The organism is Anaerobutyricum hallii, from assembly GCF_900209925.1.
Classification (GTDB): domain Bacteria; phylum Bacillota; class Clostridia; order Lachnospirales; family Lachnospiraceae; genus Anaerobutyricum; species Anaerobutyricum soehngenii.
In genome coordinates this window covers 3,311,338-3,335,736 of record NZ_LT907978.1, presented here as the reverse complement: position 1 = coordinate 3,335,736, position 24,399 = coordinate 3,311,338, and the positions used below count along the sequence as shown (strand labels likewise).

Genomic DNA, 24,399 nt, shown 5'->3' with positions numbered 1-24,399 from the left:
AGAACTCAGAAAGCAGAAAATTAAAAATTGGAGAAACACATATGTTAAAATTAATAATCTTTGATATGGATGGTTTAATGTTCGCAACAGAACAGGTAAATTGCAGAGCATTTATGGAAGTTGTAAAAGAAGAAGGATATCACCCGACATTTGAACAGTTTACAAGTTTTCTTGGAATGAATGCGAGAGATATTCAGAAGAAATATTATGATTATTACGGTGAAGATACAGATGCGGAAGGCATTTATAAAAAGGTCGGCAGCCGGGCAAAACAGATTATCAAAGAAGAAGGAGTTCCAGAAAAAAACGGATTGAGAGAGCTGCTGAACGCTGTTAAAGAAAAGAAGTTACATACAGCGGTAGCGAGTGGTTCGGATACGTCTGTAATTAAAGAATATTTAGAAAAGACTGGTTTGACAGAATACTTTGATATGGTTCTTTCTTCAAAAGATGTAAAAAGAGGGAAGCCATATCCGGATATTTTTTTAGAAATATGCCAAAAGTTTGATGTAAAACCAGAGGAAACATTAGTATTAGAAGATTCCTCTAATGGTGTACAGGCAGCCTTAGCGGGGAATCTTCCTGTTATAAACGTTCCGGATCTGCTTCCGATTCCGGAAGAACAACAGGAAAAATGCGTGGCAGTAGTGAGCGATTTAGTTCAGGTGATTCCGTTGCTTGATTTAAAAAAATAGAAATCGAACCTCATCTATTTTTTTGCATATGATAAATAAAACCGGGTGAAAGCAGGAAGCGTTTTCATGGATGACATGAATAAAGATGACATGAGTAAAAAAGAAGATTTTAATTTTGAGTGGCTGCCGGGATTTCGTGAAATGATGGTATGCCAGAATGACAGTCAGACACAATCATTACTCCCGCCAGAACAGTTGCAGCAGGAAGAACAGAAATATTGGAAAGATTATGAATATCTTATTCAAATGTTGCCGATGGTTGTTCGGGAAGTATGGATTGTTGCGGATGCCTTACTTGACCGGTATGAATATGCGGGAAGCTCTATTTATTCCGAATATCCGGATAAGGTAACTATTTTAAAAATTGCAGATATGGTGTATGATAAGTTAAAGTATCGTGAAGAACAGGAGATGATACAGACGAATGATGAGGCAATGATAAAAAATCCGTATTTTATCGAAGTCTCTCTTCGGGATGGAAACTCTCCGTTTCGTACATTAATACAGGTAGTATTGCACTGGAATATCAATCATCGCAGGCAGCGGTATTATCGCAGACAAAAAGTATTTTCAAATAGATAATTAATATGGAAAAGCGCTATGCGCTTTTCCGCAACAGGAGATGAATTATGGAGTTTTTACTCACGAAGATCAAAGAGAATTTAAATGAACAGATGCTTCTTCTTACCATAAGTAATCCAAGAAAAGCAGAAGAGATAAAGAAGTATAATATCCGTCCGGTTTTAGTAAAGGACAAGCTTATGTTTCAGAGTGCGGCATACACAAAAACACAGGTTTTTCATAAGAATCTAAAGAAGAATGAATTAGTGGAAGAATTAGAACGTCTTCTTCCGTCATATAAACAGGTACAGCTTCAGGCGGTGTCTTCCGAACTTACTGCACTCATCAATAAAAAAGGGAAGGCAGCGATCAAAGTAAAGAAGCAGAATAATGTAGTGAAAGCGCAGATGCAAATGGATAAGAGTCATTTGCTGCATAACCGGACAAAGAAGTACATTTTACCGGAAGGGACGGTCGTACCATTTTTAAAAGATCTTGGTGTTATGACAGCAGAAGGAAAGATTGTCCGTACAAAGTATGATAAATATCGACAGATTAACCGCTTCCTTGAATTTATTGAAGATATTCTGCCGCATCTGTCGCAGAATCGTGAGATTACGATATTAGATTTTGGCTGTGGTAAGTCATACCTTACATTTGCCATGTACTATTATTTAAAAAAATTAAAAGGATATGATATCCGCATTATCGGGCTTGACCTTAAAAAAGATGTCATAAAGAACTGCAGCCGTCTGGCAGTGAAATATGGCTATGATAAATTGAATTTTTATGAAGGTTCCATAGAAGAATTTGAAGGAGTAACACAGGTAGATATGGTCGTAACTCTCCATGCCTGTGATACGGCAACAGACTATGCGATGTATAAAGCATTGCGATGGGGAGCATCTGTTATCTTATCTGTTCCATGCTGCCAGCATGAGTTAAATAAGCAGATTGCCGCCTCAGAATTTGAACCAAGAACAGACTATGGTATTTTAAAAGAGCGTTTCTGTGCACTGGCAACAGACGGTATTCGAGCTAAAATCTTAGAAGAACAGGGGTATGATACGCAGATTCTTGAATTTATTGATATGGAACACACGCCAAAGAATCTTTTGATTCGTGCGATACATCGCAAAAAACAATCGGATAAAAAGAAAGAAAAAGCAGCACAGCAGGTAGATGCCTTCTGTAAGCAGTTTGGATTTACCCCAACATTGTGGAAGCTTCTTCAGGAAGAAGGAGGTGCGGACGATGAGTAAAAATGTACGGATGGCCATTTTACACATTGCAGTAGCAGCAGTGTGTTTTATTGGCGCATTGATTTTTTTTAACGGCCGTATCAGCATGGAAAAGGGAAGTGCTGTGGCAGAACTTGCCAATCCGTCTTATCCGGTCCTTGAAATAGGGAACGACACAAGCAGTTATAATTTGATGGCGGGATATAAAGAAGATATTGATTTATCTTTAGTGAGAAATCAGATTACATTGACCAATAATAAAAATGCGGTAATTTTAAAGTTGCACGATTATGATTACGACATTACAGCCATTCAGTATACATTATTTGAAAAAACACCGGATAAGCCAACAGAAACCGGTACGTTAAATCAGTTAACTTCAAATAAAAAGAAAAATATCAAGCTGGGAACGTTGACCTTTAAAAATACCTTATCGGAAAATAAAGTATATTATCTAAAGTTCGGTGTGCGTCTGGATAACAATACCCGAATTAATTTTTATACGAAGATACAAAGTGGTTCAGGGTATCATTTAGATGATTATCTTGCCTTTGTCCTGAAGTTCCATAATAATCTTTTCAGTAAAGAAACAATGACAGAGAATGCCAGCTATCTGGAAACTTCCGCAGATACGATAGAGGATAACCTTGAATCGGTGAATATCCATTCCGGAAGTGAAGCAATATCCTTTGGCAACATGGAAGTAAAGCAGGAGACAAAGCCAAGAATCACACTGCAGGAAATCAATAACACATACACAGTAATACAGGTAAGTACAATTCTGTCTACAGAAGTTAGTGAAGGTGTCGTTCAGTACTATGATCTAAAGGAGACATATAAACTGCGTTATACAGCAGAAAGGATGTATCTGCTTGATTATGAGCGAACAATGGATGCCTATTATAATTCCTCTATTATAGATTCCGCAAACAATCTTCTCAGTCTGGGAATACAGAACAAGAAGAATATAAATTATGTTTATGCAGACAAAGGTTATAAAGTATGTTTTGCCGTACAAGGACAGCTCTGGTACTATGATTATCAGTCTTCAGATATGTACAAGATATACAGCCTTTCATCAGAAAATCTGCCGGATATAAGGAATGCGGCAAGTAATCATGGAATAAAGTTATTAAGTATGGACAAGAAAGGAAACATTTTTTATCTTGTTTACGGCTATATCAATCGCGGCAGACATGAGGGAATGAATGGAATTCAGATCATGAAATATAATGCCGGAACAAACTGTAACGAGGAGATATCCTTCTTATCAACTTCGCTGCCATACGACAGTATGAAAGAAGATCTTGAAAAATTCTCTTACCTGAATTCAAAATCCGTATTTTACTGTATCCTTGAAGGAGATTTACATGAAATTGATCTGGAAAAGAAGTCAGATAAAATCGTAGAAGCCGGACTTGTAAACGAAAGCCTTACGGCATCCAAAGATCAGAGCATCATTGCCATAGAAAAAGAGCAGGACATTTACAAGAATAAAAAGATAGAGATGATAGACTTAGAATCCGGTAAAAAGCAGAACTTTACATGTAATTTTGATAAAAGAATTCGTGCAGTCGGATTTTTATCAAATGATTTCATTTACGGTGAAGCAGATGCCGCTGATGTGTCAAAAAGCAGAAATGGAATGATTAACTTCCCAATCACAAAGATCCATATCGTTGGTATTGATGGAAAAACGATCAAAGAATATCAGAAAAGCGGACGATATATCATGGATACCGAAATAAAAGGCAGCATCCTTGAAATGACACTTGGTAAAAGATCAGGAAACAAGATTCAAAAAACAAACACAAAAGATTACATCCGTTATAAAGAAGAGGAAGCGGAAGATGCGGTAACACTCACTTCCAAATATACAGATACCTATTGGACACAGTTGTATTTCAAATTCCCGAATTACATATATATTCAGGTAGTTCCGGACTTGCTGTTAACAAAGATAATGGTAAATGAAGACGATGTAACCTTGAAACTTTCCAACAGCGGCGAACAGGTAGAACAGTACTATGTATATGCATCCGGTGTACAAAAAGCAGTCTATACGAATCTCACAGAAGCAATTGCACGAGCTTATGAAGAGCGGGGAAATGTAATCGACAGCAAAGAAAATATCCTCTGGAAATGCATTTACGCAGACTATGCACAGGTAGCCGGAATGGATAATGTCATAAAAACCGGCACAGACAGTACGTCACTCGCAGGATGCCTCTCCATGATCGCCGCAGTCAATGGAAAAGAAGTAACACCAGGCAGTATAAATATCAAAAAAGATAACATAGAGGAACTCATGAAAAAATACAGCGGTCACACCACACGCAACCTCACCGGCTGCACAGTAGACGAAATACTCTATTACGTCAGCCAGGGAAGCCCGGTACTCGCCAAAATAAGCGGCAGCCGCTACGTTATCGTCATGAGCTATAACGCAACCAAAATAAGATACTTAGACCCTGTAACTGGACAATCCACAGCAGTCTCCAGAACAGAAGTCACAAATCGATTAGAAAAAACAGGAAAAGTATTTTATTCCTATTTGATTCATTAGGGGAATAGACGAAAAAAGAAACAATATCATATCCCATCTGCTCTGTAGTCGCTGTGTTTAAGATGCTCATCCGCATCTTAAACACGCTCCGAAGCCGCATCTGGGATATGATATTGTTTCTTTTTTCTGTGTTTTGGCTCCACGTGGAATGAACAAAATAGGCTTTGGGGAGAGAAGGGGGAGAGGACAGGAGTCTACTGCTTGCTCGGAAGGTATATCGTCCAGAAAAGAAAATGATATATTGCGACAATATAATGATAAACTTGCAATCCTGCCGGAGGCTATATCGAAATAAGCCACAACCTTCCGTCCCCTTCCCCATCTCTTTCTCAAATACTACTGGCATTCATTCCTTTTGAAGCCCAAACACAGAAAATAAGAATCCCCAGGTCCTCTCATTTTGTATTTATCAAAGTCAGAAAAACGGAAAAAAATAATATAACAGATGTGGCTTGGGAGAGGATTTTAAGATGTGGATGAGCATCTTAAAATTCACGACGATAGAACAGCTGTTATATTATTTTTTTCCGTTTTTCGTCTACTTGACTAAATACAAAACCACCAAATGTAGGGGGTAGAAGAGGTAAAAGAAGTATTTATGATTTTTCCCTTTTTCTCCGCTATATAAGCGTAAAAGCAAGCTGTCTGCGAGGGCAGATATCTGTACCGGAAAGGGTGGGATATAAGTTAGAAGCACAGTGGGTGCGATGTCTATAAGACTTTCTTTTATTGTAAGTCCGGTATTATTTTCTCTTTCCTTATAAGATGAGTAAAAAAGAAAAATGCACAGAATCCCGGCGGCTCCGCAGTCTGTCTGGAAAATTTCACTAAGGCAGCAGAAAAGGATCAGGGTGTCGATATTTTTATAGATACTATATTGGCCGTACGGCTGTTTTCTTTCCATTAAGAGCATGGCAGTAAAACCTAAAAATAAAGTAAATAGTACATTTTGCTGTTGGAAGGCTGCTGAAAAAACAGAAAGCGGATGCTGCAGCTGTGCGAGAAAATCTGGTCTGTCAACGGGTAGATATCGGAATGCCAGATCATAAGGCAGTTCAGATAAAACAGCAAAAATAAACAATCGCTGCTGATATCTTTTTTTATTCCTTGTGTGAAAGAAGCCTTCAACAAGCAGAAAACAAAAGAGTGGAAAGGAAAGTCTGCCGGCTGCCCGTAAAATAAAGTAGATACTTTCAGACAGGGAAGCTTGAAAAACAACAGCGATATGGTCAATAAGCATGGAAATAACAGCAATAAATTTCAGATGATATCCAGATAATTTTTTCAAGTTCACAATCTCTCCATTTCTTTGTGGTATACTTTAATGATATCTAAGTTTCATAACAGTCTGATTATAACGGAAAATACAGCAAAAGAAAAGGAAGAATCCATGGTATTTTATTCAGAATACCGTATTAAGATATCTTGCAATTTTTTTTGCAGAATGGGAAAGATAAAGAAAAGGTGTTATAATAGATTGCATAACAACGGTAAGATACAAAACCGCGGAGGTGACTATGAGTAAGAAACATAACGGATTATTATGGCGGGTGCTTAAAATATGGGGTACCTGTCTGGTAATTGCTTTTTGTGTACTTGGTGCAATCGCAATAAAAAGAGTAGGTGTGCCAGTCGTCACGATGTATAAAGAGGCGAGCAGGGATGTATCAAAAAGCAGTAAGGACACATTTAAGGCAGAACAGACATCAATCGTATATGATGCAGATGGGAATGAGATAAAGAAGTTAAAACAGGAAAAGGATGTCTCTTATCTTGATTATGAAGATATTCCTGATGCAGCAAAGCTTGCGATTATTTCGATCGAAGACAAGAATTTTACGACACACCATGGAATTGATATCGAAGGTGTGGCTCGTGCCGGACTTTCTCTTGTCCTAAATCGGGGAAATATTACGATGGGTGGAAGTACGATCACACAGCAGCTTGCAAGAAATATCTTTCTTGGATATGAAAAGACGTACAGCCGTAAAATAAAAGAAATGTTTATTGCCGTAGCGTTAGAGCAGAAGTATACTAAGCAGGAGATTCTTGAATTTTACCTGAATAATGTATACTTTGCAAACGGTTATTACGGAATAGAATCCGCTTCTGAAGCATATTTTAACAAGAAAGCAAAGGATTTATCTATTTCACAGATTGCATTTTTATGCTCCATCCCGAACAGCCCGGGGCGCTACGATCCGTATAAACATAAAGATTCCACAATAAAGCGTCGTGACCGTATTTTAAAAAATATGTATGAGGATGGTTATATCAGCCAGAGCCAGTATGAGAAGTCTGTTGATGAAAATATAACAATCATGCCAAAGAAAGAAACAACGACGAATGACTATGCGGAGACGTATATTTTAAAATGTGCAACAGAAGCACTGATGAAAGAACAGGGCTTTGAATTTAAAACAACATTTTCCAGTACTTCAGAAAAAGAAAGCTATAACGATGAATATGATGAACTGTATAATACATGCAAAAAAAGTTTATATTCCGCAGGTTATCGTATTTATACATCCATTGATATGGAGAAACAGAAACAGCTTCAGGATTCTGTATCCTCTCAGCTTTCCATGTTTACAGAAAAAACAGATGATGGTGTTTACAAAGTACAGGGTGCAGCCGTCTCTATTGATAACTCCACCGGAAAGGTAGCAGCAATCGTAGGAGGTCGTGAAGAAGATCAGGAAGGATATGGATTAAACAGAGCATATCAGAGTTTCCGTCAGCCGGGAAGTGCGATAAAGCCGCTTCTTGTATACACACCGGCACTGGAAAAAGGCTACACACCAAACAGTACATTAGATGACAGCCGAATGACTGGAAGCGATGCAGTATCCAATGCAGGATATTCCTATTCCGGCTCTATTTCCTTAAGAAGAGCGGTGGAGAAGTCCAGTAATGTAGCGACCTATCGTCTGTATGAGGAACTTGGATCACGTACTTGTATGAAGTACTTAGAAGCATTGAACTTTAAAGGTCTTGACAAGAAAGATTACAAATATAATACAACCTGCCTTGGCGGATTTACAAATGGAACAACCGTTGTAGAAATGGCAGCAGGTTACGCTACGATTGCGAATGATGGAGAGTACCGTACACCAGACTGCATCATAAAAATAACCGATGCAAAAGGAAATGATATTGTACCGGAAGATACATCCACCAAATCCGTATATTCCAGCAGCGCCTCCAGAATGATGACAAGCGTTCTGCAAAGTTGTGTAACAGAATACGAAGGAACAGCCCATGTCTGTCAGTTAGATGTAGATATGCCGGCAGCCTGCAAGACAGGAACAACCAATAATTATGTAGATGGATGGCTCTGTGGCTATACGCCATACTATACAACAGCAGTGTGGGTAGGAATGGATGTCTATAAATCTGTAGACAATTTAAAAGGAAATACTTACCCGGCAAGCATTTGGACGAACTACATGAATAAGATTCACCAGGGATTACCTCGCAAAGAATTTGAATCCTATTTAGGAGATACCGAAAGCACAACAGAAGCGACTACGGAATCTACCGAAGACGACACCGAAAGCACAACAGAAACAACTACGGAAGCTATCGAAGGTGATGATACAACATCTAACACAACAGAATCCGATGATTCCGGCAGCAACTCCAACGATTATTATGATCAAGATGATTATAATAACGATGATAGCTATAATGATAATAACCATAATAATAGCTATAATAATGGAAATAACGACAGCAATGATAACGGCTATAGCGGAGACGGTGGTGTTGATAGCGGAAACGATAGCGATAGCGGAGGAAATAACGATGGAGAAGATGGCGAATAAACAGAAGATATAAGATATTGAGCTGAATTGTAGTTGGTCTTCTAGAGAAAAAAGAATGGTTATAAGTTTGATTTTGTTTGGTTGCGCTAAACATTCCATTCTGCCTCAAAAAACGAAAACTTCGGAAAAACGAGTCCGAAGTTTTCAGAGTCAAAATTCCACAGCGCAAAGGCACAAAATGCAATACTTATAACCATTCTTTTTTCTTTACCATAGTTTTCTTACAATTCAGCATGAAATTTTGTTTGGTTGCGCTAAACATTCCATTCTGCCCAGAAAAACAGGAACTTGGGAAAAACGAGTCCCAAGTTCCTATGGTCAAAATTCCATAGCGCAAAGGCGCAAAATGTTAAAGTGCCTGTTAAAACCTGTTTGACAATAGGAAAGGAATAGAATATACTATACTTAACAGGAAAGCCGGAAGGTAAACGCAACTTACCCGTCCCGGCGAATTAAAACTATTTGTTAAATAGCCGTTCTATTCTTTCCAGGGAGCAGGACGGCTATTTTTTATGTGTATAATCAAGTATTGCAACAATAAGCACCGCAACGGATACAATGAGCTGTAATTCTTCATATGTACTCATATAGCACCACCTCCGAACAGGCTCGGAACGGGTGCGGCACGTCCCCCGGCTTCCCGATTAAGTATATTATATATCAAAACCATCCAGCCGCTGAAACAAAATTATATGCGGAATTGTAAGAAAACTATGGTAAAGAAAAAAAGAATTTTTATAGGTATTGCATTTTGTGACTTTGTGCTATGGAATTCTGACCGTAGGAACTTGGGACTCGTTTTTCCCAAGTTCCTGTTTTTCTGGGCAGAATGGAATGTTTAGCGCAACGGAACAAAATCAAACTTATAAAAATTCTTTTTTTCTTTAGAAGACCAACTACAATTCAGCTCAATATCTTCCTTTTCAGCGGTGTCTGTTTCCAGGAAAATTCTATTTTTCTTCTTTAATTGTATGGAACTGTTTGTACTCCTCTAATCTCTTTGTAATTCTGTCATGAGGATTTAAGATTGCACTGATAGAAGCCTCATGGTTGATAGAATCAATTAAGAGAGCAATGTACTTGGCAACATCACAACTTACATACCATGGACGCTCAAAGAGGTCTGGGCGCTGGTAAGTACAGTTTGTAGTGATTACCTTATAAATAAGCCCTTCTTCGTAAGCTTTATCGAAAGATTCCAGTCCGTTAGTGAACATACCAAAAGTAGAGATGCAGAATACACGACGTGCCTTTCTTCTCTTTAACTCTCTTGCAACGTCTAACATACTTTCACCGGAAGAAATCATATCATCGATGATCATTACGTCCTTACCTTCAACAGAAGAACCTAAGAACTCGTGAGCAACGATCGGGTTACGTCCGTCAACGACAACAGAATAATCTCTTCTCTTATAGAACATTCCGATATCTACACCAAGAACGCTGGAGAAGTACATTGTACGGTTCATAGCACCTTCATCCGGGCTGATTACCATTAAATGTTCGTTATCAATCTCAAGATCGCTTGTAGAGCGAAGTAAAGCCTTGATGAACTGATAAGTAGGCATGATATTGTCAAAACCTTTCAGTGGGATTGCGTTCTGTACACGAGGATCATGTGCATCAAATGTAAGAACGTTATCAACACCGATTGCTGTAAGTTCCTGCAATGCGTAAGCACAGTCTAAAGACTCTCTGGAGCTTCTCTTATGCTGACGGCTCTCATAAAGGAACGGCATGATAACAGTAATGCTCTTTGGCTTACCGGAAGCAGCGCCGATGATACGCTTAACATCTGCGTAAATATCATCAGGAGACATATGGTTTTCATGACCACATACTTTATATTTTAAACTATAATTAAGAACATCTGCAAGGATATAAAGATCTACGCCACGAACAGAATCGGAGATGAGTGCCTTTGCTTCACCGGTTCCGAAACGGGAACAGGTTGCATCGATAATATAAGTATCCTGCTCGTAATCTTTAAATACAACATTCTCTTTGTGTTCATGTTCACGCTCTTTACGCCAGTTTACAATATACTGGTCGATTCTCTTTCCAAGCTCTGCACAGCTAGGGTGAACAATAATTCCAAGCTTACCTACAGGAACGGTTGCAAATTTGCTATCATCTGGTCTCATGTGTTTTACTCCTTTAATCATATAATTATTATTATGTGAGATAAATCATATTACAATTCCTTTATAACATCCCTTCTCTTATTCGTCAAGGGAGGAGAAAGCCTTTTTAATGCGAATGTCTTCTCCGTAAATATGTAAAAGGGTGTAGGACTGTATGATTCTTGAAAAAACTCTTTCTGTGTAAGAACGGTTAATCTGTTCTAAAGAAAGATTTGTACTTATAATAGTAGATTTTTTATTGAGAATTCTCTCATTAATACATAAAAAAAGCTGAGAATTAATAAAAGAATTATTCAGCTCTGTACCGAGATCATCAATTATAAGAAGATCACAGTGTAAAAAGGCGGGAAGGGTCTGCGCATTATTTGTCCCGCGGCGAAATGTATAGTCGGCAAGCTGGTCAAAAAACTGATAGGCAGTCAGATAAATAACTCCTTTTCCACGACTCAGCAGCTCTCCGGCAATACAGTTCGAAAGAAATGTCTTTCCGACACCGGCATTCCCATAAATAAAAAGATTCTGTCCGGGACGGGAATCAAAACATTCGATAAAAGAACGGCTTACCGATAAAACATTTTCAATATTCTCGCGAGGAGAAAGTCGTTCTCTTCCGCTTCGCTGCGAAGAATAGTAATCTGTGCGGAAAGCGGAAAAACATTCGTTACCGGCAGAATCTTCAATATTAGATTGTCTGTAAAGAATCTCGCGAATCTTCTGCTGGAAACAATGACACTTTTTATCTCCGATATAGCCGGTATCCTTACATTCTGGGCAGTCATAGATCGGATCAAGATAATCTGCCGGATAATCATGAATCGCCAGCAGGTTGACCTTTTCCATGGAAAGATCGTAAATGGTACTCTGCAGCGACTTCTTAGCATCCGCATTCGATATCTTTTTCAGAAGCATCTCCTTTGCTTTTGCGACAGAAACATGAGCAATCTCCTCATCAATACGGCGAATCTCCGGAATAAGAGCATAGATTCGTTCTTTACGTTCCTGTTCCGCCATATAATTACGGCGGCGTACTGCATCATATTCATTCATAATATCCTGATATTGTCTGGTGGAAATACCCATAGTTACCTCCTGGTCTTATCAAGAAGACGAGATTCTAAATCGCTGTAATCATAAGTTCTTTGCTCAAAATTATGGAACTGATTTGCCGATGTATTGGATGTATTCTTCCTGGCAGCAGTGCCGGTCATTCCTTTACGTGGCTGTCCCTGCGCATATCCAGCAGAAGAAGCCGAGGTAGGAGAGGCCGCATTCGAAGAACGGTGTTTATCATCTAGATGCTTAATATCTGAAGTGCTTCTAACACCAAGACGCTTCCAGTCTTCTAAGATCTTATTAGCATATGGAAAACTTGCCTGGTGTGTGGCAAGCAGGGTCCGGCTGCAAGCCTCAATAATAATATCGGTGCCAAGACCAAGAGAATTCCACTTCTTTATGTAGTCAAGCTCCGCTGAGCCCGGATCACGATTCGAAATGCCGAATGCCTTCATAATAGGAAAAACATTCTGTGAATATAATGTACTTTGCTCCTTTGCTTCCTGAACACTTGTGATGCCCTGCTGATACCAGTTGATCGCTACACTTTCGATATAACGGACACTCTTCTTTCCGCGGGAGACACAGTATTCGATCAGATACTCCATCAGATCAGAAGAAAAGTGAAGCTGGTCGTTAATGTAGCAGAAGCTATTCAGCTCTGATGTGGAAAATGGACGACCAATATAAGTTTCTGCCATATAAATCGTACGTTCAAGATCGGTATCCTTCATAGAATTCTCCACATCCGTAGGACTTAATGTAGTCTTCTCCGGTACAGAAGTAATCGTTGGTGAAAGAGTTCCTTGTTGTGAAGAAGCCCCTTTTTGTGTCCCTGTAGAAGCCGCAGAAGCTGTCTTCTCCGGCACAGAAGGCTCGGAAGCCTGTAAAAGACCAGCTTTTTCCCAGTAGGAAAGTGCACGCAAAACATCTTTTCGTGTCAGTTCCAGATGATCCGCAAGATGATCCACATCTACGGGAAGCCCCATACCCTGCAGACGAAGAATCAGAAGATAAATCTTAACATATTCTCCATCCGCTTTTATCATATATTCATCAATAAATTTGTTTGGCAGAACAGTAACTTCATTCTGTACATTGTAAAGTAAAGTAATCTTATCGCTCATTATACCCCTTATTTCTATCATCTGTAGTCTATATATGTAGTCTGGTGATTATCTTGTGCTTCTGAGTATAGAATAGCACACCCACAACAAAAAATACAGTTTCAAATCTGGGGATAATGTGGATAGAATTGGGGATAACCCCTGTATAAAACCTTGATAGATTGTGTGGATAGTTTTGTGGATAATGTGGATAACTTTGTGGATAGGTGGGTAAAACTCGATATTTTGGGGAGAAAACTGGTCAAAAAGGGTGATGAGTTCCAAGATATAGGTGTGAACTTACAAAAATACAATGTGGACAAAATGTAAACAACTTGGGGAAAACCTCAAAACTCCCTCAGAAAAAAATTTAAAATTGTGGATAATGTGGATAACTTATTCTGGATACCTATCGAGCCAGAGAAAGCTTCCAAAAAGAAAAGATACCCTATCTCTGTGGCATTAGAACGAGGATTGAATGCGAGCGTTTAAATGAACATTCAACCCACAGTGACAGAGCCATAGATATAGGGTATCTTTTTTAGGAAACATCTACTTTATCTGTTAATAGTTTAGAACTTATTTTTCAGCCAGAAGTTCCTCTCCGATTTCTACGACATTTCCTGCGCCCATCGTAATCAGGAGGTCATGTCCTTTTACGTGAGCCTTTACGAAATCTTTGATTTCTTCGAAGCTTGGGAAATAATGTACGTCCTGTCCATCTTCCTGTAAAAGCTTCATAACATCTCTAGAAGAAACTTCTCCGGTATCTACTTCTCTTGCGGCATAAATATCAGCTAAAATCACATGATCTGCCTGCTCTAAAGCCTTTGCAAACTCAGGGAGAAACGCCTTTGTACGGGTGTATGTATGAGGCTGGAAGATAACCCAGAGTTCATCATGCGGATAATCCTTTGCAGCAGATAAAGTAGCGCGGATTTCTGTTGGATGATGTGCATAATCGTCAATTACAGTTACATCGCCAAGAGAACCTTTGTATTCAAAACGACGGTGTGTGCCGCCAAAGGATAAAAGACCTTTGCGGATCGTATCGAAAGGAAGACCGATTGCTTCTGTACATGCGATGGCAGCTAAAGAGTTCATAACATTGTGGCGGCCTTTTACTTTTAAAGCGATACGGCCCTTTTCCTGTCCATGTGCGATAAGGTTATAAGAAGCATTTCCCTCTTTATCAAATGTAATATCTGCTGCAGTGTAATCATTGTCAGGGTTTAAACCAAAAGTAACGTGCTTCTGGCTAAGACCGTTTAAGATGAAGTCTGTGTGGTCCATATCTCCGTTAATAATGATAAGTCCGTCTTTTGCAGTCTGAGAAGCGAACTTATGGAAAGAATTCTTAATATCTTCAATATCCTTAAAGAAATCCATATGGTCTTCTTCTACATTTAAGATAATAGAATATAATGGATAAAATTCAAGGAAACTGTTCGTATATTCACATGCTTCCGTAAGGAAGAGGTCAGAATGGCCGACACGAATATTTCCACCGATACGGTCTAACATACCTCCGACACTGACCGTAGGATCGGTATCTGCCTGAAGAAGAATGTGAGTAAGCATAGAAGTTGTTGTTGTCTTTCCATGTGTTCCGGCAACGGCGATAGACTTCGCAAAGTTTGCCATGATCTGTCCAAGGAGAGCTGCGCGGGTCATCATAGGGATTCCTTTATTCTTTGCAGCAGCAAATTCTTCGTTAGATTCGTGAATGGCAGCAGTATAAACAACAAGATCGATATCATCGGTAATATTCTTTGCTTTCTGTCCAATCACAACCTTTGCACCTGTCTCTTCAAGATGCTTTGTCATATCAGATGCCTGCATATCAGAACCAGTAACTGTAAAATGTCTGTTTAATAAAATTTCAGCAAGACCACTCATGCTGATACCGCCGATACCGATAAAATGAACATGAATCGGCTTTTGAAAATCAATTGTATACATATTTCCCTCCATTGCCACAAGATGTGTCTCAGAAAATCCGTCATATAGGACTTGATGAGTACATATAAATAAATATGGCGAAAAAAATCAGTTTAATTATTAAAAAGTCGTTTATAGTATAGCGCACAGATAAACGAGATTCAAGAAAGAATTGCGATACTTAAGGTCTCTTCTGTACACATCTTATAGTAAGGTGTCAGAGTATATTGAAAAATCCCCAAAACAGCCAGTATTAGGGTACTTTTCATTATAATGTCCTATTGTTTTCGTGGGATTTCTACATTTGAATGTAAAAGATAACCATATGGACGATACAAAATATATAAAAAAATAAAAAAAATATTTTGTTTTTTGTGCTAAAATGCTTTCCATTTGGGAATTTCAGTGCTATAATAAGTATTATGTGACAAAGGGGTGATTATTATGATAAAAAAAGAAATGATAGCAATGCTCTTAGCTGGTGGACAAGGAAGCCGTCTTGGCGTACTAACCTCAAAATTAGCGAAACCGGCAGTAGCATTCGGCGGAAAGTACAAAATCATTGATTTTCCGTTAAGTAACTGTATTAACTCTGGAATCGACACAGTAGGTGTTCTTACTCAGTATCAGCCACTGAGACTGAATCAGCACATTGGTATCGGTATTCCTTGGGATTTGGATCGTAATATAGGTGGTGTTTCCATTCTGCCTCCATACGAGAAGAGCCAGAATACTGACTGGTACACAGGAACAGCGAACGCGATTTATCAGAACATGGAATTCATGGAGTATTATCATCCAGATTATGTAATTATTCTTGGTGGTGACCATATTTATAAGATGGACTATGAACTGATGCTTGAGTTCCATAAGAAGAACAACGCCCAGATCACACTGGCTACATATGAAGTACCATGGGAAGATGCCAGCCGTTTTGGTCTGGTAATTACAGATGAGAATAATCAGATTCTCGAATTCGAAGAGAAACCAGCGAACCCAAGAAGTAATAAAGCATCCATGGGTATTTACATCTTTAACTGGGAAGTATTAAAGGAAGCTCTGGAAACTTTATCCGAACAGCCTGGCTGTGACTTCGGTATGCATGTAATTCCTTACTGCCACCAGCGCGGTGATAAGATTATGGCTTACAACTACCAGGGTTACTGGAAGGACGTAGGAACACTTTCCGCATATTGGGAAGCGAACATGGAATTAATCGATATTATCCCAGAATTTAACCTTTACGAAGAGTTCTGGAGAATATATACAAAGACAGACGTTATTCCACCACAGTATTTCTCAGCAGACTCTAAGGTAAATGCCTGCATCGTCGGAGACGGAACAGAAGTTTACGGTGAGATTTCCAACTCTGTAATCGGAGCTGGTGTTGTCATTGAGGAAGGTGCTGTAGTTACGAACTCTATTATTATGAATAATACCGTGATTAAGAAGGGTGCTAAGATTGAGAAGTCTATCATTGCAGAGAGCGTAGAAGTCGGAGAGAACGCAGAGCTTGGTGTATTTGAAGAAGCAGAGAACAAGTATAAACCTAAGGTTTATAGTGGCGGCTTAGTTACTATAGGTGAAGGTTCTGTTATCCCGGCCAACGTTAAGATCGGTAAGAATGTCGCAATCGTAGGAAAGACAACAGCAGAAGATTATCCAGACGGAATTCTGGCAAGCGGCGAATCCATTATCAGATAGTAGAGGGCAGGTGACATAAATGAAGTCTATAGGTATTATTTTAGCAGGTGGTAATAATAACAGAATTGGAAGATTATCCGATAAACGTGCGATTGCAGCCCTGCCAGTAGCAGGAAGCTATCGTGCAATCGATTTTACATTAAGTAATATGAGTAATTCCCGCGTATCTAAAGTAGCGGTATTACCTCAGTTTAATGCTCGTTCCTTAAACGAACATTTAAGTTCAAGTAAATGGTGGGATTTCGGAAGAAAGCAGGGAGGACTTTATGTTTTTACTCCTACTGTTACAAAGAACAATAACTCATGGTATCAGGGAACAGCAGATGCTCTTTATCAGAACATTGATTTCCTTAAGAAGAGCCATGAACCTTATGTAATCATCGCAACAGGTGATGGTGTATATAAGATGGATTACGGCAAGGTTATTGAAGCTCATATCGCTAAGAATGCAGATATCACGGTAGTTTACACAACATTAAAAGATACAGATGATGATTTAACACGTTTTGGTGTTCTTAAGTTAGATGAGAACGAAAGAATCGTAGAATTTGAAGAGAAGCCACTCGTTGCTTCCTCTAATAACGTATCTATCGGTGTTTATGTAATCAGAAGACGCCATTTAATTGAGATTCTTGAGCGTTGTGCAAGAGAAGACAGACACGACTTTGTACAGGATGTACTCGTTCGTTACAGAAATGTTCGTAAGATTTACGGTTACAAACTCGATACATACTGGAGAAATATTGCAACAGTAGATTCCTATTTTAAGACAAACATGGACTTCCTGAAGAAAGACGTAAGAGATTACTTCTTCAAACAGTATCCAGACGTATACTCTAAAGTAGATGACCTTCCGCCAGCAAAATACAATACAGGAGCAGAAGTAAAGAACAGTATTATTTCCTCTGGATGTATTGTTAACGGTAAGGTTGAAAACTCTATTATCTTTAAAGATGTATATATTGGAAACAACTGTACTATCAAGAACTCCATCATTTTGAATGATGTATATATTGGAGATGACTCCTATATTGAGAACTGTATCGTAGAGAGCAGAGATACTCTTCGTCCAGGAACGAACTACGTCGGAACCGATGATGAAGTTAAGATAGTAATTGAGAAGAATGTACGGTACATTCTGTAATTAGTGACAACATTATTGGGAGGACAGGTCATGCAGATTACCGATATAAGAATCAGAAAAATAGCAAAAGAAGGAAAGATGAAAGCGGTCGTATCCGTAACTTTTGATAATGCATTTGTTGTGCACGATATCAAAGTAATTGACGGAGAAAAAGGTTTATTTATCGCAATGCCAAGCCGCAAAGCATCCGATGGCGAGTATCGTGATATCGCACATCCGATTAACTCTGATACTCGTGACATCATCCAGAAAAGTATTCTTCAGGAATACGAAGCAATCATGGCCTCGGGGGAAGAGGAAACAGTCGGAGAAGCAGAGGTAGCGTTATAAATATAACTGTAGCAAAACTTAGAAGATAAAGGGGCTGACGTAAAACAACTCTTAACCTTATAGCAGGAATTTCTGTATAATATATGGAATTCCTGCTATATTTTTATGAAGATTTTTGAAGATTGCAAGAGTCATTTTGCTATTCGAAAATTTTTCTTTTTAGAAAATGCATAATCTATGATATACTAAAAAACATATGTTATTTATGTTGTTATGGAAAAATATTAGGTAGAACTTTTGAGAATTGATTTTTAACTATATATTACAGAACGGCACAAAAAGATTCCGAGAGTACATTAGATGTACAGTGGAGGTTAGATACATTGAATACAAATAAAATATTTGCAGGCTTTTTTAATTTCTTTCGCAAATGGAAGGTAAAGAAGAATCAGATCACCCTCGTGGAGAAGTTAAACACCGGTGGAACAGGAAGCCTGTTTGAGATAAAAAATGAATGTGAAAAAAGAGGGTTACCTTTTCATTTTAATATTATCACGCATGCAGATTATGAAGTGAGTCCACGTAATCTGGGAGGCTTGCTAAAGCTTTTTACTATAAAGGCTTTTCGAATGGCGACTTCATCCCATATTTTTTTGAATGACAATTTTTTGCCGCTTGGATATATGAAGCTGTCGGATGAGACAAAGGTAGTTCAGCTTTGGCATGGGATGGGATCTTTTAAGAAGTTTGGCGGTTCTTCTGAAACGGATCCGGCAGTGTTAAAAGAGTTAGAAGCAGCAACCCAAAATACAGATCATATACTGGCAAGTTCTAAAAATATCAGAGATAATTATGCAGAGGCTTTTATAGCACCGAAAGAAAAGGTAATCTGTATCGGATGCCCACAGGTGGACTATTTTTTCAGAAAGCATGATATTGCTGCGTGGAAGGAAGAACTTAGTGAACAATATCCGGAAATGAAAGGAAAGAAGCTTGTTCTTTATGCACCGACTTTTCGTGGGGAGGAAGAACATGATAAAAAGCTTTTAGAAGCGTTTGATTTTGATGCATTTCAGAAAGAACTTGGGGAAGACTATTTCTTAATGGTACGTCTTCATCCACAGATTCAGTCTGCCAAAGTACCTGAAACGGTAGCAAATATGACCGATTATCCGAATGTCCGTAAGCTGCTTTGCATGACGGACATTTTAATTGCGGACTATTCTTCGATTGCAGTAGAATATTCTCTTTTAAACCGTCCGATCATCCTTTATGCATTTGACAAAGACTGGTATTTAAGTAAAGATCGAGGTTTTTATTTTGATTATGAAAAGACAGCACCCGGTCCGATCGTAGAAAATATGCAGGATTTGATTGACTGCATGAAAAATGAGCAGTGGGATTTGAAAAAAGTAGAAAGCTTTGCGCATTTGCATAATGATTATTTTGATGACAAATCTGCGGAGAGAGTGGTAGACTATTATTTTGGCAATGGCAAAAAGCTGCCGAATTCTGTGTCAGAACCGGAACCATTTTATGAGGAGTGGAACCAGTATCGTCCGAAACATCGCAGGAAGAAGAATCCTGACAGCATCAGTCAGAATATATTTGATAACGCTTCTGGTAAAGGTCAAAACGGAAAGCTTCCGGAAAAGTGGTCAACACAGGATGCCGAGGCAGCCGTAAGTTCCTGGGAATCGGAGCGTAAAAAGCAAAGAAAAAAGCAGCAGCAAAAAGTAAAAATACAGGAACAGTTAGAGAGACAAAGACAGAAGCAAGAAGAAAAGCAAGAAGAAAAACAAAAGGAACAGACACTACAAAATCGAGAAAAAACAAACACAGAAGAAATAAAATCAGGAAAGGAACATAGAATGAAAGTAATTGTAGGATTAGGGAATCCAACAGATCAGTATAAAGGAACAAGACATAATGTAGGATACATGGCAATCGACCGTATCGCAGAGGCAAACAGAATCAATATGAATCAGCATAAGTTCAAAGCAATGGTAGGGAGTGGCTTCATTGGCGGCAGTAAAGTACTTCTTGTAAAACCGTTAACGTATATGAATTTAAGCGGAGAAAGTCTTCGTCCGATCATGGATTTTTATAAGCTGGATTTAAGCGATATCCTTGTAATTTATGACGATATCAGTTTAGAACCCGGCATGCTCCGCCTGCGCACGAAGGGAAGTGCCGGTGGGCATAATGGAATGAAGAGTATTATCAAACATTTAGGTGGAGACACTTTTCCACGAATTCGTGTCGGTATTGGCGGGGAAAAACATCCGGGACAGGATCTTGCAGACTATGTACTGGGACATTTTAAAGACGATGAAAAAGAATTACTCGCAGAGTCTTTAGACAAGGCAGAAAAAGCAGCAGAACTGTTTGCTCAGGACGAATTTGCAGAAGCAATGAATAAATACAGTGTAGGAAAGAAGAAGAGAAAAACTTTGGAATAGAGAGAAAATATTTTTCTATACTTGATTTTTAGAAGACCACGCTCCAGCATGCAACAGAAAAGTGCAACAACCAAAATGAAAGGAGGTATCATGAAAACTTTATCTAACCCTCTTTTAAAATTTGATACTTATATTGATATGAAAACGGCAATGGAAAAGAAGGCTTATCCCATCGTCCTGAATGGTTGTGTAGATTCTCAAAAAGCACACTTTATTCCAAACCTTGGAGAAGACTTCCCATGCCGGATTGTATTGACTTATAAAGAAGATAAGGCGAAAGAACTGTATCAGGATTTACGTTTTTTTGATTCTAATACCGTTCTATATCCTTCAAGAGATGTACTGTTTTATAGCGCGGATGTACACAGTAATCATATCGAGAGGCAGCGAATGGATATCTTAAAGAAGCTTATGGCGGGAGAGCCGCTGACGATCGTTGCCTGTCTAGATGTTCTTATGGAGAAAATGATTCCCCTTGAGGACTTTAAGGAACACTGTCTTACGATTGATTTTGAATCGATCATTGATACAGATGCACTTAAATTAAAACTTTCAGAGCTTGGCTATGAGAACAGTGGTCTGGTGGAATCACCCGGACAGTTCGGTATTCGGGGTGGGATTATTGACATTTTCCCACTTACAGAAGATCTGCCGGTACGAATAGAACTGTGGGGAGATGAAGTGGATTCGCTCCGTTCTTTTGATACAGAAACGCAGAGAAGTGTAGAAAAGCTAGAAAAAGTTCAAATATATCCAGCAACAGAAATGATTCTTTCAAGGCATAAGATTGGCGATGCAGTCCGTCGTATGAAGGAAGAATATAAGAAACAGGAAGAAATATTTAAAAAGCAGAAGCGCCTTACAGAAAAAGAGCGTCTCCGCAAGATGACGATACGAATAGAAGAAGAACTTCTTTCTTTTGGAACAGCAGAAGGAAGCGAAGCCCTGTTATCTTATTTTTATGAGAAAACAGTATCCCTGCTTGAATATTTACCGGAAAATACATTATTTTTTCTGGACGAACCGCATCGTATTCTAGAAAAAGGAAAGACATATGAAGAAGAATTTTTCCTCTGTATGCAAAGCCGTTTAGAAGGTGGATATGTTCTGCCGGGACAGGCAGATCTGCTGTTTGGCTATGAAGAGATTTTATCAAAAGTGATGGCGAAGCCACTTATTTTACTAAGTTCCGTCATTCAGGATTATGCCTTTTATAAACCAAAAACAATCTGCGATATCGAAGTAAAATCTATTTTTTCATATAACAATAGCTTTGACCAGTTAATAAAAGATTTAGAACACTGGAAAAAGGAAAATTATCGTATCCTTCTCCTTTCCTCCTCAACAACAAGAGCAAAACGTCTTGCAGAAAACATCAAAGATTACGGACTCCTTGCGTATTTTGCTGCAGATTTTAACCGGATGATCGAGCCGGGTGAGATTATGGTCGCAAGCGGCCGCCTTGAAAACGGATTTGAATATCCGGCAATCCGGTTTGTTGTTTTATCAGAGAAAGACATTTTTAAAGAAAGAAAAGTAAAAAAGAAAAAGAAAAAAAGCCAGTACAGCGGGCAGAAAATCAATTCTCTTTCTGAAATTTCCGTAGGAGATTACGTTGTTCATGAAAGATATGGACTTGGTATTTACCGCGGAATGGAAAAAATAGAAGCCGACGGAATTACGAAGGATTACATTAATATTGAATACAAAGATGCCAGCAACCTTTTTATCCCCGCTTCCCAGCTTGAACTGATCCAGAAGTACTCCAGTCTGAGTGCGAGAAAGCCAAAACTCAATAAGTTAGGCGGTACCGAATGGGAAAAAACAAAGAGCAGAGTACGCTCACAGGTACAGATTGCTGCCCAGGATTTAGTGAAGCTCTATGCAGAAAGGCAGGCAAAAGAAGGGTATTCTTACGGGAAAGATACCGTCTGGCAAAAAGAATTTGAAGAATTATTTCCATATGAGGAAACAGAAGATCAGTTAAATGCAATCGAAGATACAAAGCGGGACATGGAGAGCCACCGCATAATGGACCGCCTGATCTGCGGAGATGTTGGTTACGGCAAGACCGAAGTTGCCATACGTGCGGCATTCAAAGCAGTCATGGACAGCAAACAAGTCGTTTATCTTGTCCCGACAACTATTTTAGCACAGCAGCATTATAATTCATTTAAGGAAAGAATGGAACATTACCCAATCGAGATCGCCATGCTTTCCCGCTTCTGTACGCCAAAAGAACAGAAACGTATTTTAGACGGCCTGAAAAATGGAAGCATTGATATTGTGATCGGTACACATAAAGTTCTCTCAAAAAGCATCAAATATAAAAATCTTGGTCTTCTCATCATCGATGAAGAACAACGTTTTGGTGTAAAACAAAAAGAAAAAATCAAACAATTAAAAAAAGACGTAGATGTACTGGCATTATCTGCAACCCCGATTCCAAGAACCCTGCATATGAGCCTTGCCGGAATCCGCGACATGAGCGTCCTTGAAGTCCCCCCGATAGACCGCCGGGCCATTCAGACCTATGTCATGGAATATAATGAAGAACTTGTTCGAGAGGCAATCGAGAGAGAGCTTGGCAGAGGCGGACAGGTATACTATGTATACAATCGAGTCAACAACATAGATGAAGTCGCAGCGCAGCTACAAAAGCTGCTTCCCGATGCAACCGTAGAATACGCACATGGACAGATGGGAGAACGTCAGTTAGAAAGTATTATGACCGGCTTTATCAACAAAGAAATCGATGTACTAGTATCGACAACAATTATTGAAACTGGACTAGATATCCCAAACGTCAACACAATGATCATTCAGGATGCCCAGTTATTCGGCCTCTCGCAGCTTTACCAGTTAAGAGGTCGTGTCGGTCGTTCCAACCGAACCGCCTACGCCTTCCTAATGTATCGAAGGAACTCCGTTTTAAAAGAAGAAGCAGAAAAACGCTTAAAAGCCATTCGTGAATTCACCGACTTAGGAAGCGGCTTCAAAATTGCCATGCGCGACCTTGAAATCCGCGGCGCCGGAAACCTTCTTGGCGCAGAACAATCCGGTCATATGGAATCTGTAGGATACGACCTCTACTGCAAAATGTTAAACGAAGCCGTCTTAACAATGAAAGGCGAACAACAAGAAGTCGATACCTTTACCACATCCATTGATCTGTCCATCAACGCCTATATACCGGAAACTTACATCAAAAGCGAAGCAGAAAAACTTTCCTGGTATAAACGAATCGCAGCCATTGAAACAGAAGAAGAATATGAGGATATGATCGAAGAACTGACCGATCGCTACGGAGACCCGCCAAAACCACTCCTCAGCCTTATGGACGTAGCACTCCTTCGAGAAGAAGCACATCAGGCATGGCTCCTTTCCATCGAACAAAAAGGAAGCAAGATTCTCTTCACCATGAACCCACGCGCCAAAGTCCGCGTAGAAGAAATCGATGACTTCCTCAAGCAGTATCGCAATAAAATGAAAATAAAACCAGAAGCTAACCCGGTATTCGTATTTGAATCCGAAGGAACACTCAAAAAAGAATTACTTGCAAAAGTACGGGAAATTATAAAAAATATTCATAAGCTAGAAAAATAGACGAAAACAGACGAAAACAGACGAAAAGCAGAAATTTACTATAAAAGAAAATGTGAAGATAGTCGCTTCGTAGAAAATG

The 24,399-nt window shown here is 39.1% G+C and carries 15 protein-coding genes and 1 pseudogene; 11 read left to right on the top strand and 5 right to left on the bottom strand.

From position 1 onward, the window contains the following. Positions 1-41: 41 nt before the first annotated feature. The 4 genes from EHLA_RS15085 to EHLA_RS15070 all read left to right on the top strand — a co-directional run bounded on the left by EHLA_RS15085 (position 42) and on the right by EHLA_RS15070 (position 5,063). A complete protein-coding gene (locus tag EHLA_RS15085) occupies positions 42-695 on the top strand; it encodes an HAD family hydrolase (protein WP_096241387.1) in 654 nt (217 codons plus the stop codon). A 66-nt stretch (positions 696-761) separates the two neighbouring features. Then, a complete protein-coding gene (locus tag EHLA_RS15080; RefSeq protein ID WP_096241386.1) occupies positions 762-1,277 on the top strand; it encodes a hypothetical protein in 516 nt (171 codons plus the stop codon). Positions 1,278-1,324: 47 nt separating this feature from the next. Then, positions 1,325-2,518 carry a class I SAM-dependent methyltransferase gene (locus tag EHLA_RS15075; protein WP_096241385.1) on the top strand — a complete coding sequence of 398 codons (1,194 nt, stop codon included), beginning with the start codon at positions 1,325-1,327 and terminating at the stop codon, positions 2,516-2,518. Next, positions 2,511-5,063, top strand: coding sequence for a hypothetical protein (locus tag EHLA_RS15070; protein WP_096241384.1), 2,553 nt, complete (start codon positions 2,511-2,513; stop codon positions 5,061-5,063). The genes EHLA_RS15075 and EHLA_RS15070 overlap by 8 nt, the downstream gene beginning before the upstream one ends. Positions 5,064-5,601: 538 nt before the next feature. Here EHLA_RS15070 and EHLA_RS15065 read toward each other — a convergent pair. Beyond that, positions 5,602-6,303 (bottom strand): TraX family protein, encoded by a 702-nt coding sequence (locus EHLA_RS15065; protein WP_242970783.1) that lies wholly within the window; start codon positions 6,301-6,303, stop codon positions 5,602-5,604. Positions 6,304-6,580: 277 nt separating this feature from the next. Between EHLA_RS15065 and EHLA_RS15055 the strand changes: the two genes are divergently transcribed. Next, positions 6,581-8,890, top strand: a complete 2,310-nt coding sequence (locus EHLA_RS15055) for a transglycosylase domain-containing protein (protein WP_096241381.1) — start codon at positions 6,581-6,583, stop codon at positions 8,888-8,890. 950 nt (positions 8,891-9,840) lie between these two features. Here the strand turns inward: EHLA_RS15055 and EHLA_RS15050 are convergent. The 4 genes from EHLA_RS15050 to murC all read right to left on the bottom strand — a co-directional run bounded on the left by EHLA_RS15050 (position 9,841) and on the right by murC (position 15,155). Next, positions 9,841-11,034, bottom strand: coding sequence for a ribose-phosphate pyrophosphokinase (locus tag EHLA_RS15050; RefSeq protein ID WP_022170698.1), 1,194 nt, complete (start codon positions 11,032-11,034; stop codon positions 9,841-9,843). Between the two features lie 78 nt (positions 11,035-11,112). Then, on the bottom strand, positions 11,113-12,114 hold the full coding sequence (locus EHLA_RS15045; RefSeq protein ID WP_096241380.1) for an ATP-binding protein: 1,002 nt from the start codon (positions 12,112-12,114) through the stop codon (positions 11,113-11,115). A gap of 2 nt (positions 12,115-12,116) precedes the next feature. Next, complete coding sequence (locus EHLA_RS15040) at positions 12,117-13,214, bottom strand: DnaD domain protein (RefSeq protein WP_162290871.1); 1,098 nt, start codon at positions 13,212-13,214, stop codon at positions 12,117-12,119. Positions 13,215-13,772: 558 nt separating this feature from the next. Next, positions 13,773-15,155 (bottom strand): UDP-N-acetylmuramate--L-alanine ligase, encoded by a 1,383-nt coding sequence (murC, locus tag EHLA_RS15035; protein ID WP_096241378.1) that lies wholly within the window; start codon positions 15,153-15,155, stop codon positions 13,773-13,775. A 423-nt stretch (positions 15,156-15,578) separates the two neighbouring features. Here murC and EHLA_RS15030 point away from each other — a divergent pair, with 423 nt between their 5' ends. The 6 genes and pseudogenes from EHLA_RS15030 (at position 15,579) to mfd (ending at position 24,320) form a co-directional block, all read left to right on the top strand. After that, positions 15,579-16,838, top strand: coding sequence for a glucose-1-phosphate adenylyltransferase (locus EHLA_RS15030; protein ID WP_005349454.1), 1,260 nt, complete (start codon positions 15,579-15,581; stop codon positions 16,836-16,838). A gap of 19 nt (positions 16,839-16,857) precedes the next feature. After that, positions 16,858-17,982 (top strand): glucose-1-phosphate adenylyltransferase subunit GlgD, encoded by a 1,125-nt coding sequence (gene glgD, locus EHLA_RS15025; protein ID WP_096241377.1) that lies wholly within the window; start codon positions 16,858-16,860, stop codon positions 17,980-17,982. A gap of 30 nt (positions 17,983-18,012) precedes the next feature. Continuing rightward, on the top strand, positions 18,013-18,312 hold the full coding sequence (gene spoVG / locus EHLA_RS15020) for a septation regulator SpoVG (RefSeq protein ID WP_005349461.1): 300 nt from the start codon (positions 18,013-18,015) through the stop codon (positions 18,310-18,312). Positions 18,313-18,713: 401 nt separating this feature from the next. Then, a pseudogene (locus tag EHLA_RS17190) lies at positions 18,714-19,721 on the top strand (CDP-glycerol glycerophosphotransferase family protein); the annotation flags it as partial. A 402-nt stretch (positions 19,722-20,123) separates the two neighbouring features. After that, on the top strand, positions 20,124-20,714 hold the full coding sequence (gene pth, locus EHLA_RS17185; RefSeq protein ID WP_154581054.1) for an aminoacyl-tRNA hydrolase: 591 nt from the start codon (positions 20,124-20,126) through the stop codon (positions 20,712-20,714). A 90-nt stretch (positions 20,715-20,804) separates the two neighbouring features. After that, a complete protein-coding gene (mfd, locus tag EHLA_RS15010; protein WP_242970744.1) occupies positions 20,805-24,320 on the top strand; it encodes a transcription-repair coupling factor in 3,516 nt (1,171 codons plus the stop codon). Positions 24,321-24,399: the final 79 nt, after the last annotated feature.

What these genes read in the sequence shown, in the direction of transcription:
- murC (WP_096241378.1), bottom strand. Translation starts at nt 15,155, where the DNA reads ATGTATACAATTGATTTTCAAAAGCCGATTCATGTTCATTTTATCGGT.
- EHLA_RS15040 (WP_162290871.1), bottom strand. Translation starts at nt 13,214, where the DNA reads ATGAGCGATAAGATTACTTTACTTTACAATGTACAGAATGAAGTTACT.
- EHLA_RS15075 (WP_096241385.1), top strand. Translation starts at nt 1,325, where the DNA reads ATGGAGTTTTTACTCACGAAGATCAAAGAGAATTTAAATGAACAGATG.
- glgD (WP_096241377.1), top strand. Translation starts at nt 16,858, where the DNA reads ATGAAGTCTATAGGTATTATTTTAGCAGGTGGTAATAATAACAGAATT.
- pth (WP_154581054.1), top strand. Translation starts at nt 20,124, where the DNA reads ATGAAAGTAATTGTAGGATTAGGGAATCCAACAGATCAGTATAAAGGA.
- EHLA_RS15045 (WP_096241380.1), bottom strand. Translation starts at nt 12,114, where the DNA reads ATGGGTATTTCCACCAGACAATATCAGGATATTATGAATGAATATGAT.
- EHLA_RS15080 (WP_096241386.1), top strand. Translation starts at nt 762, where the DNA reads ATGGATGACATGAATAAAGATGACATGAGTAAAAAAGAAGATTTTAAT.
- EHLA_RS15065 (WP_242970783.1), bottom strand. Translation starts at nt 6,303, where the DNA reads ATGCTTATTGACCATATCGCTGTTGTTTTTCAAGCTTCCCTGTCTGAA.
- EHLA_RS15055 (WP_096241381.1), top strand. Translation starts at nt 6,581, where the DNA reads ATGAGTAAGAAACATAACGGATTATTATGGCGGGTGCTTAAAATATGG.
- EHLA_RS15070 (WP_096241384.1), top strand. Translation starts at nt 2,511, where the DNA reads ATGAGTAAAAATGTACGGATGGCCATTTTACACATTGCAGTAGCAGCA.
- mfd (WP_242970744.1), top strand. Translation starts at nt 20,805, where the DNA reads ATGAAAACTTTATCTAACCCTCTTTTAAAATTTGATACTTATATTGAT.
- spoVG (WP_005349461.1), top strand. Translation starts at nt 18,013, where the DNA reads ATGCAGATTACCGATATAAGAATCAGAAAAATAGCAAAAGAAGGAAAG.
- EHLA_RS15030 (WP_005349454.1), top strand. Translation starts at nt 15,579, where the DNA reads ATGATAAAAAAAGAAATGATAGCAATGCTCTTAGCTGGTGGACAAGGA.
- EHLA_RS15050 (WP_022170698.1), bottom strand. Translation starts at nt 11,034, where the DNA reads ATGAGACCAGATGATAGCAAATTTGCAACCGTTCCTGTAGGTAAGCTT.
- EHLA_RS15085 (WP_096241387.1), top strand. Translation starts at nt 42, where the DNA reads ATGTTAAAATTAATAATCTTTGATATGGATGGTTTAATGTTCGCAACA.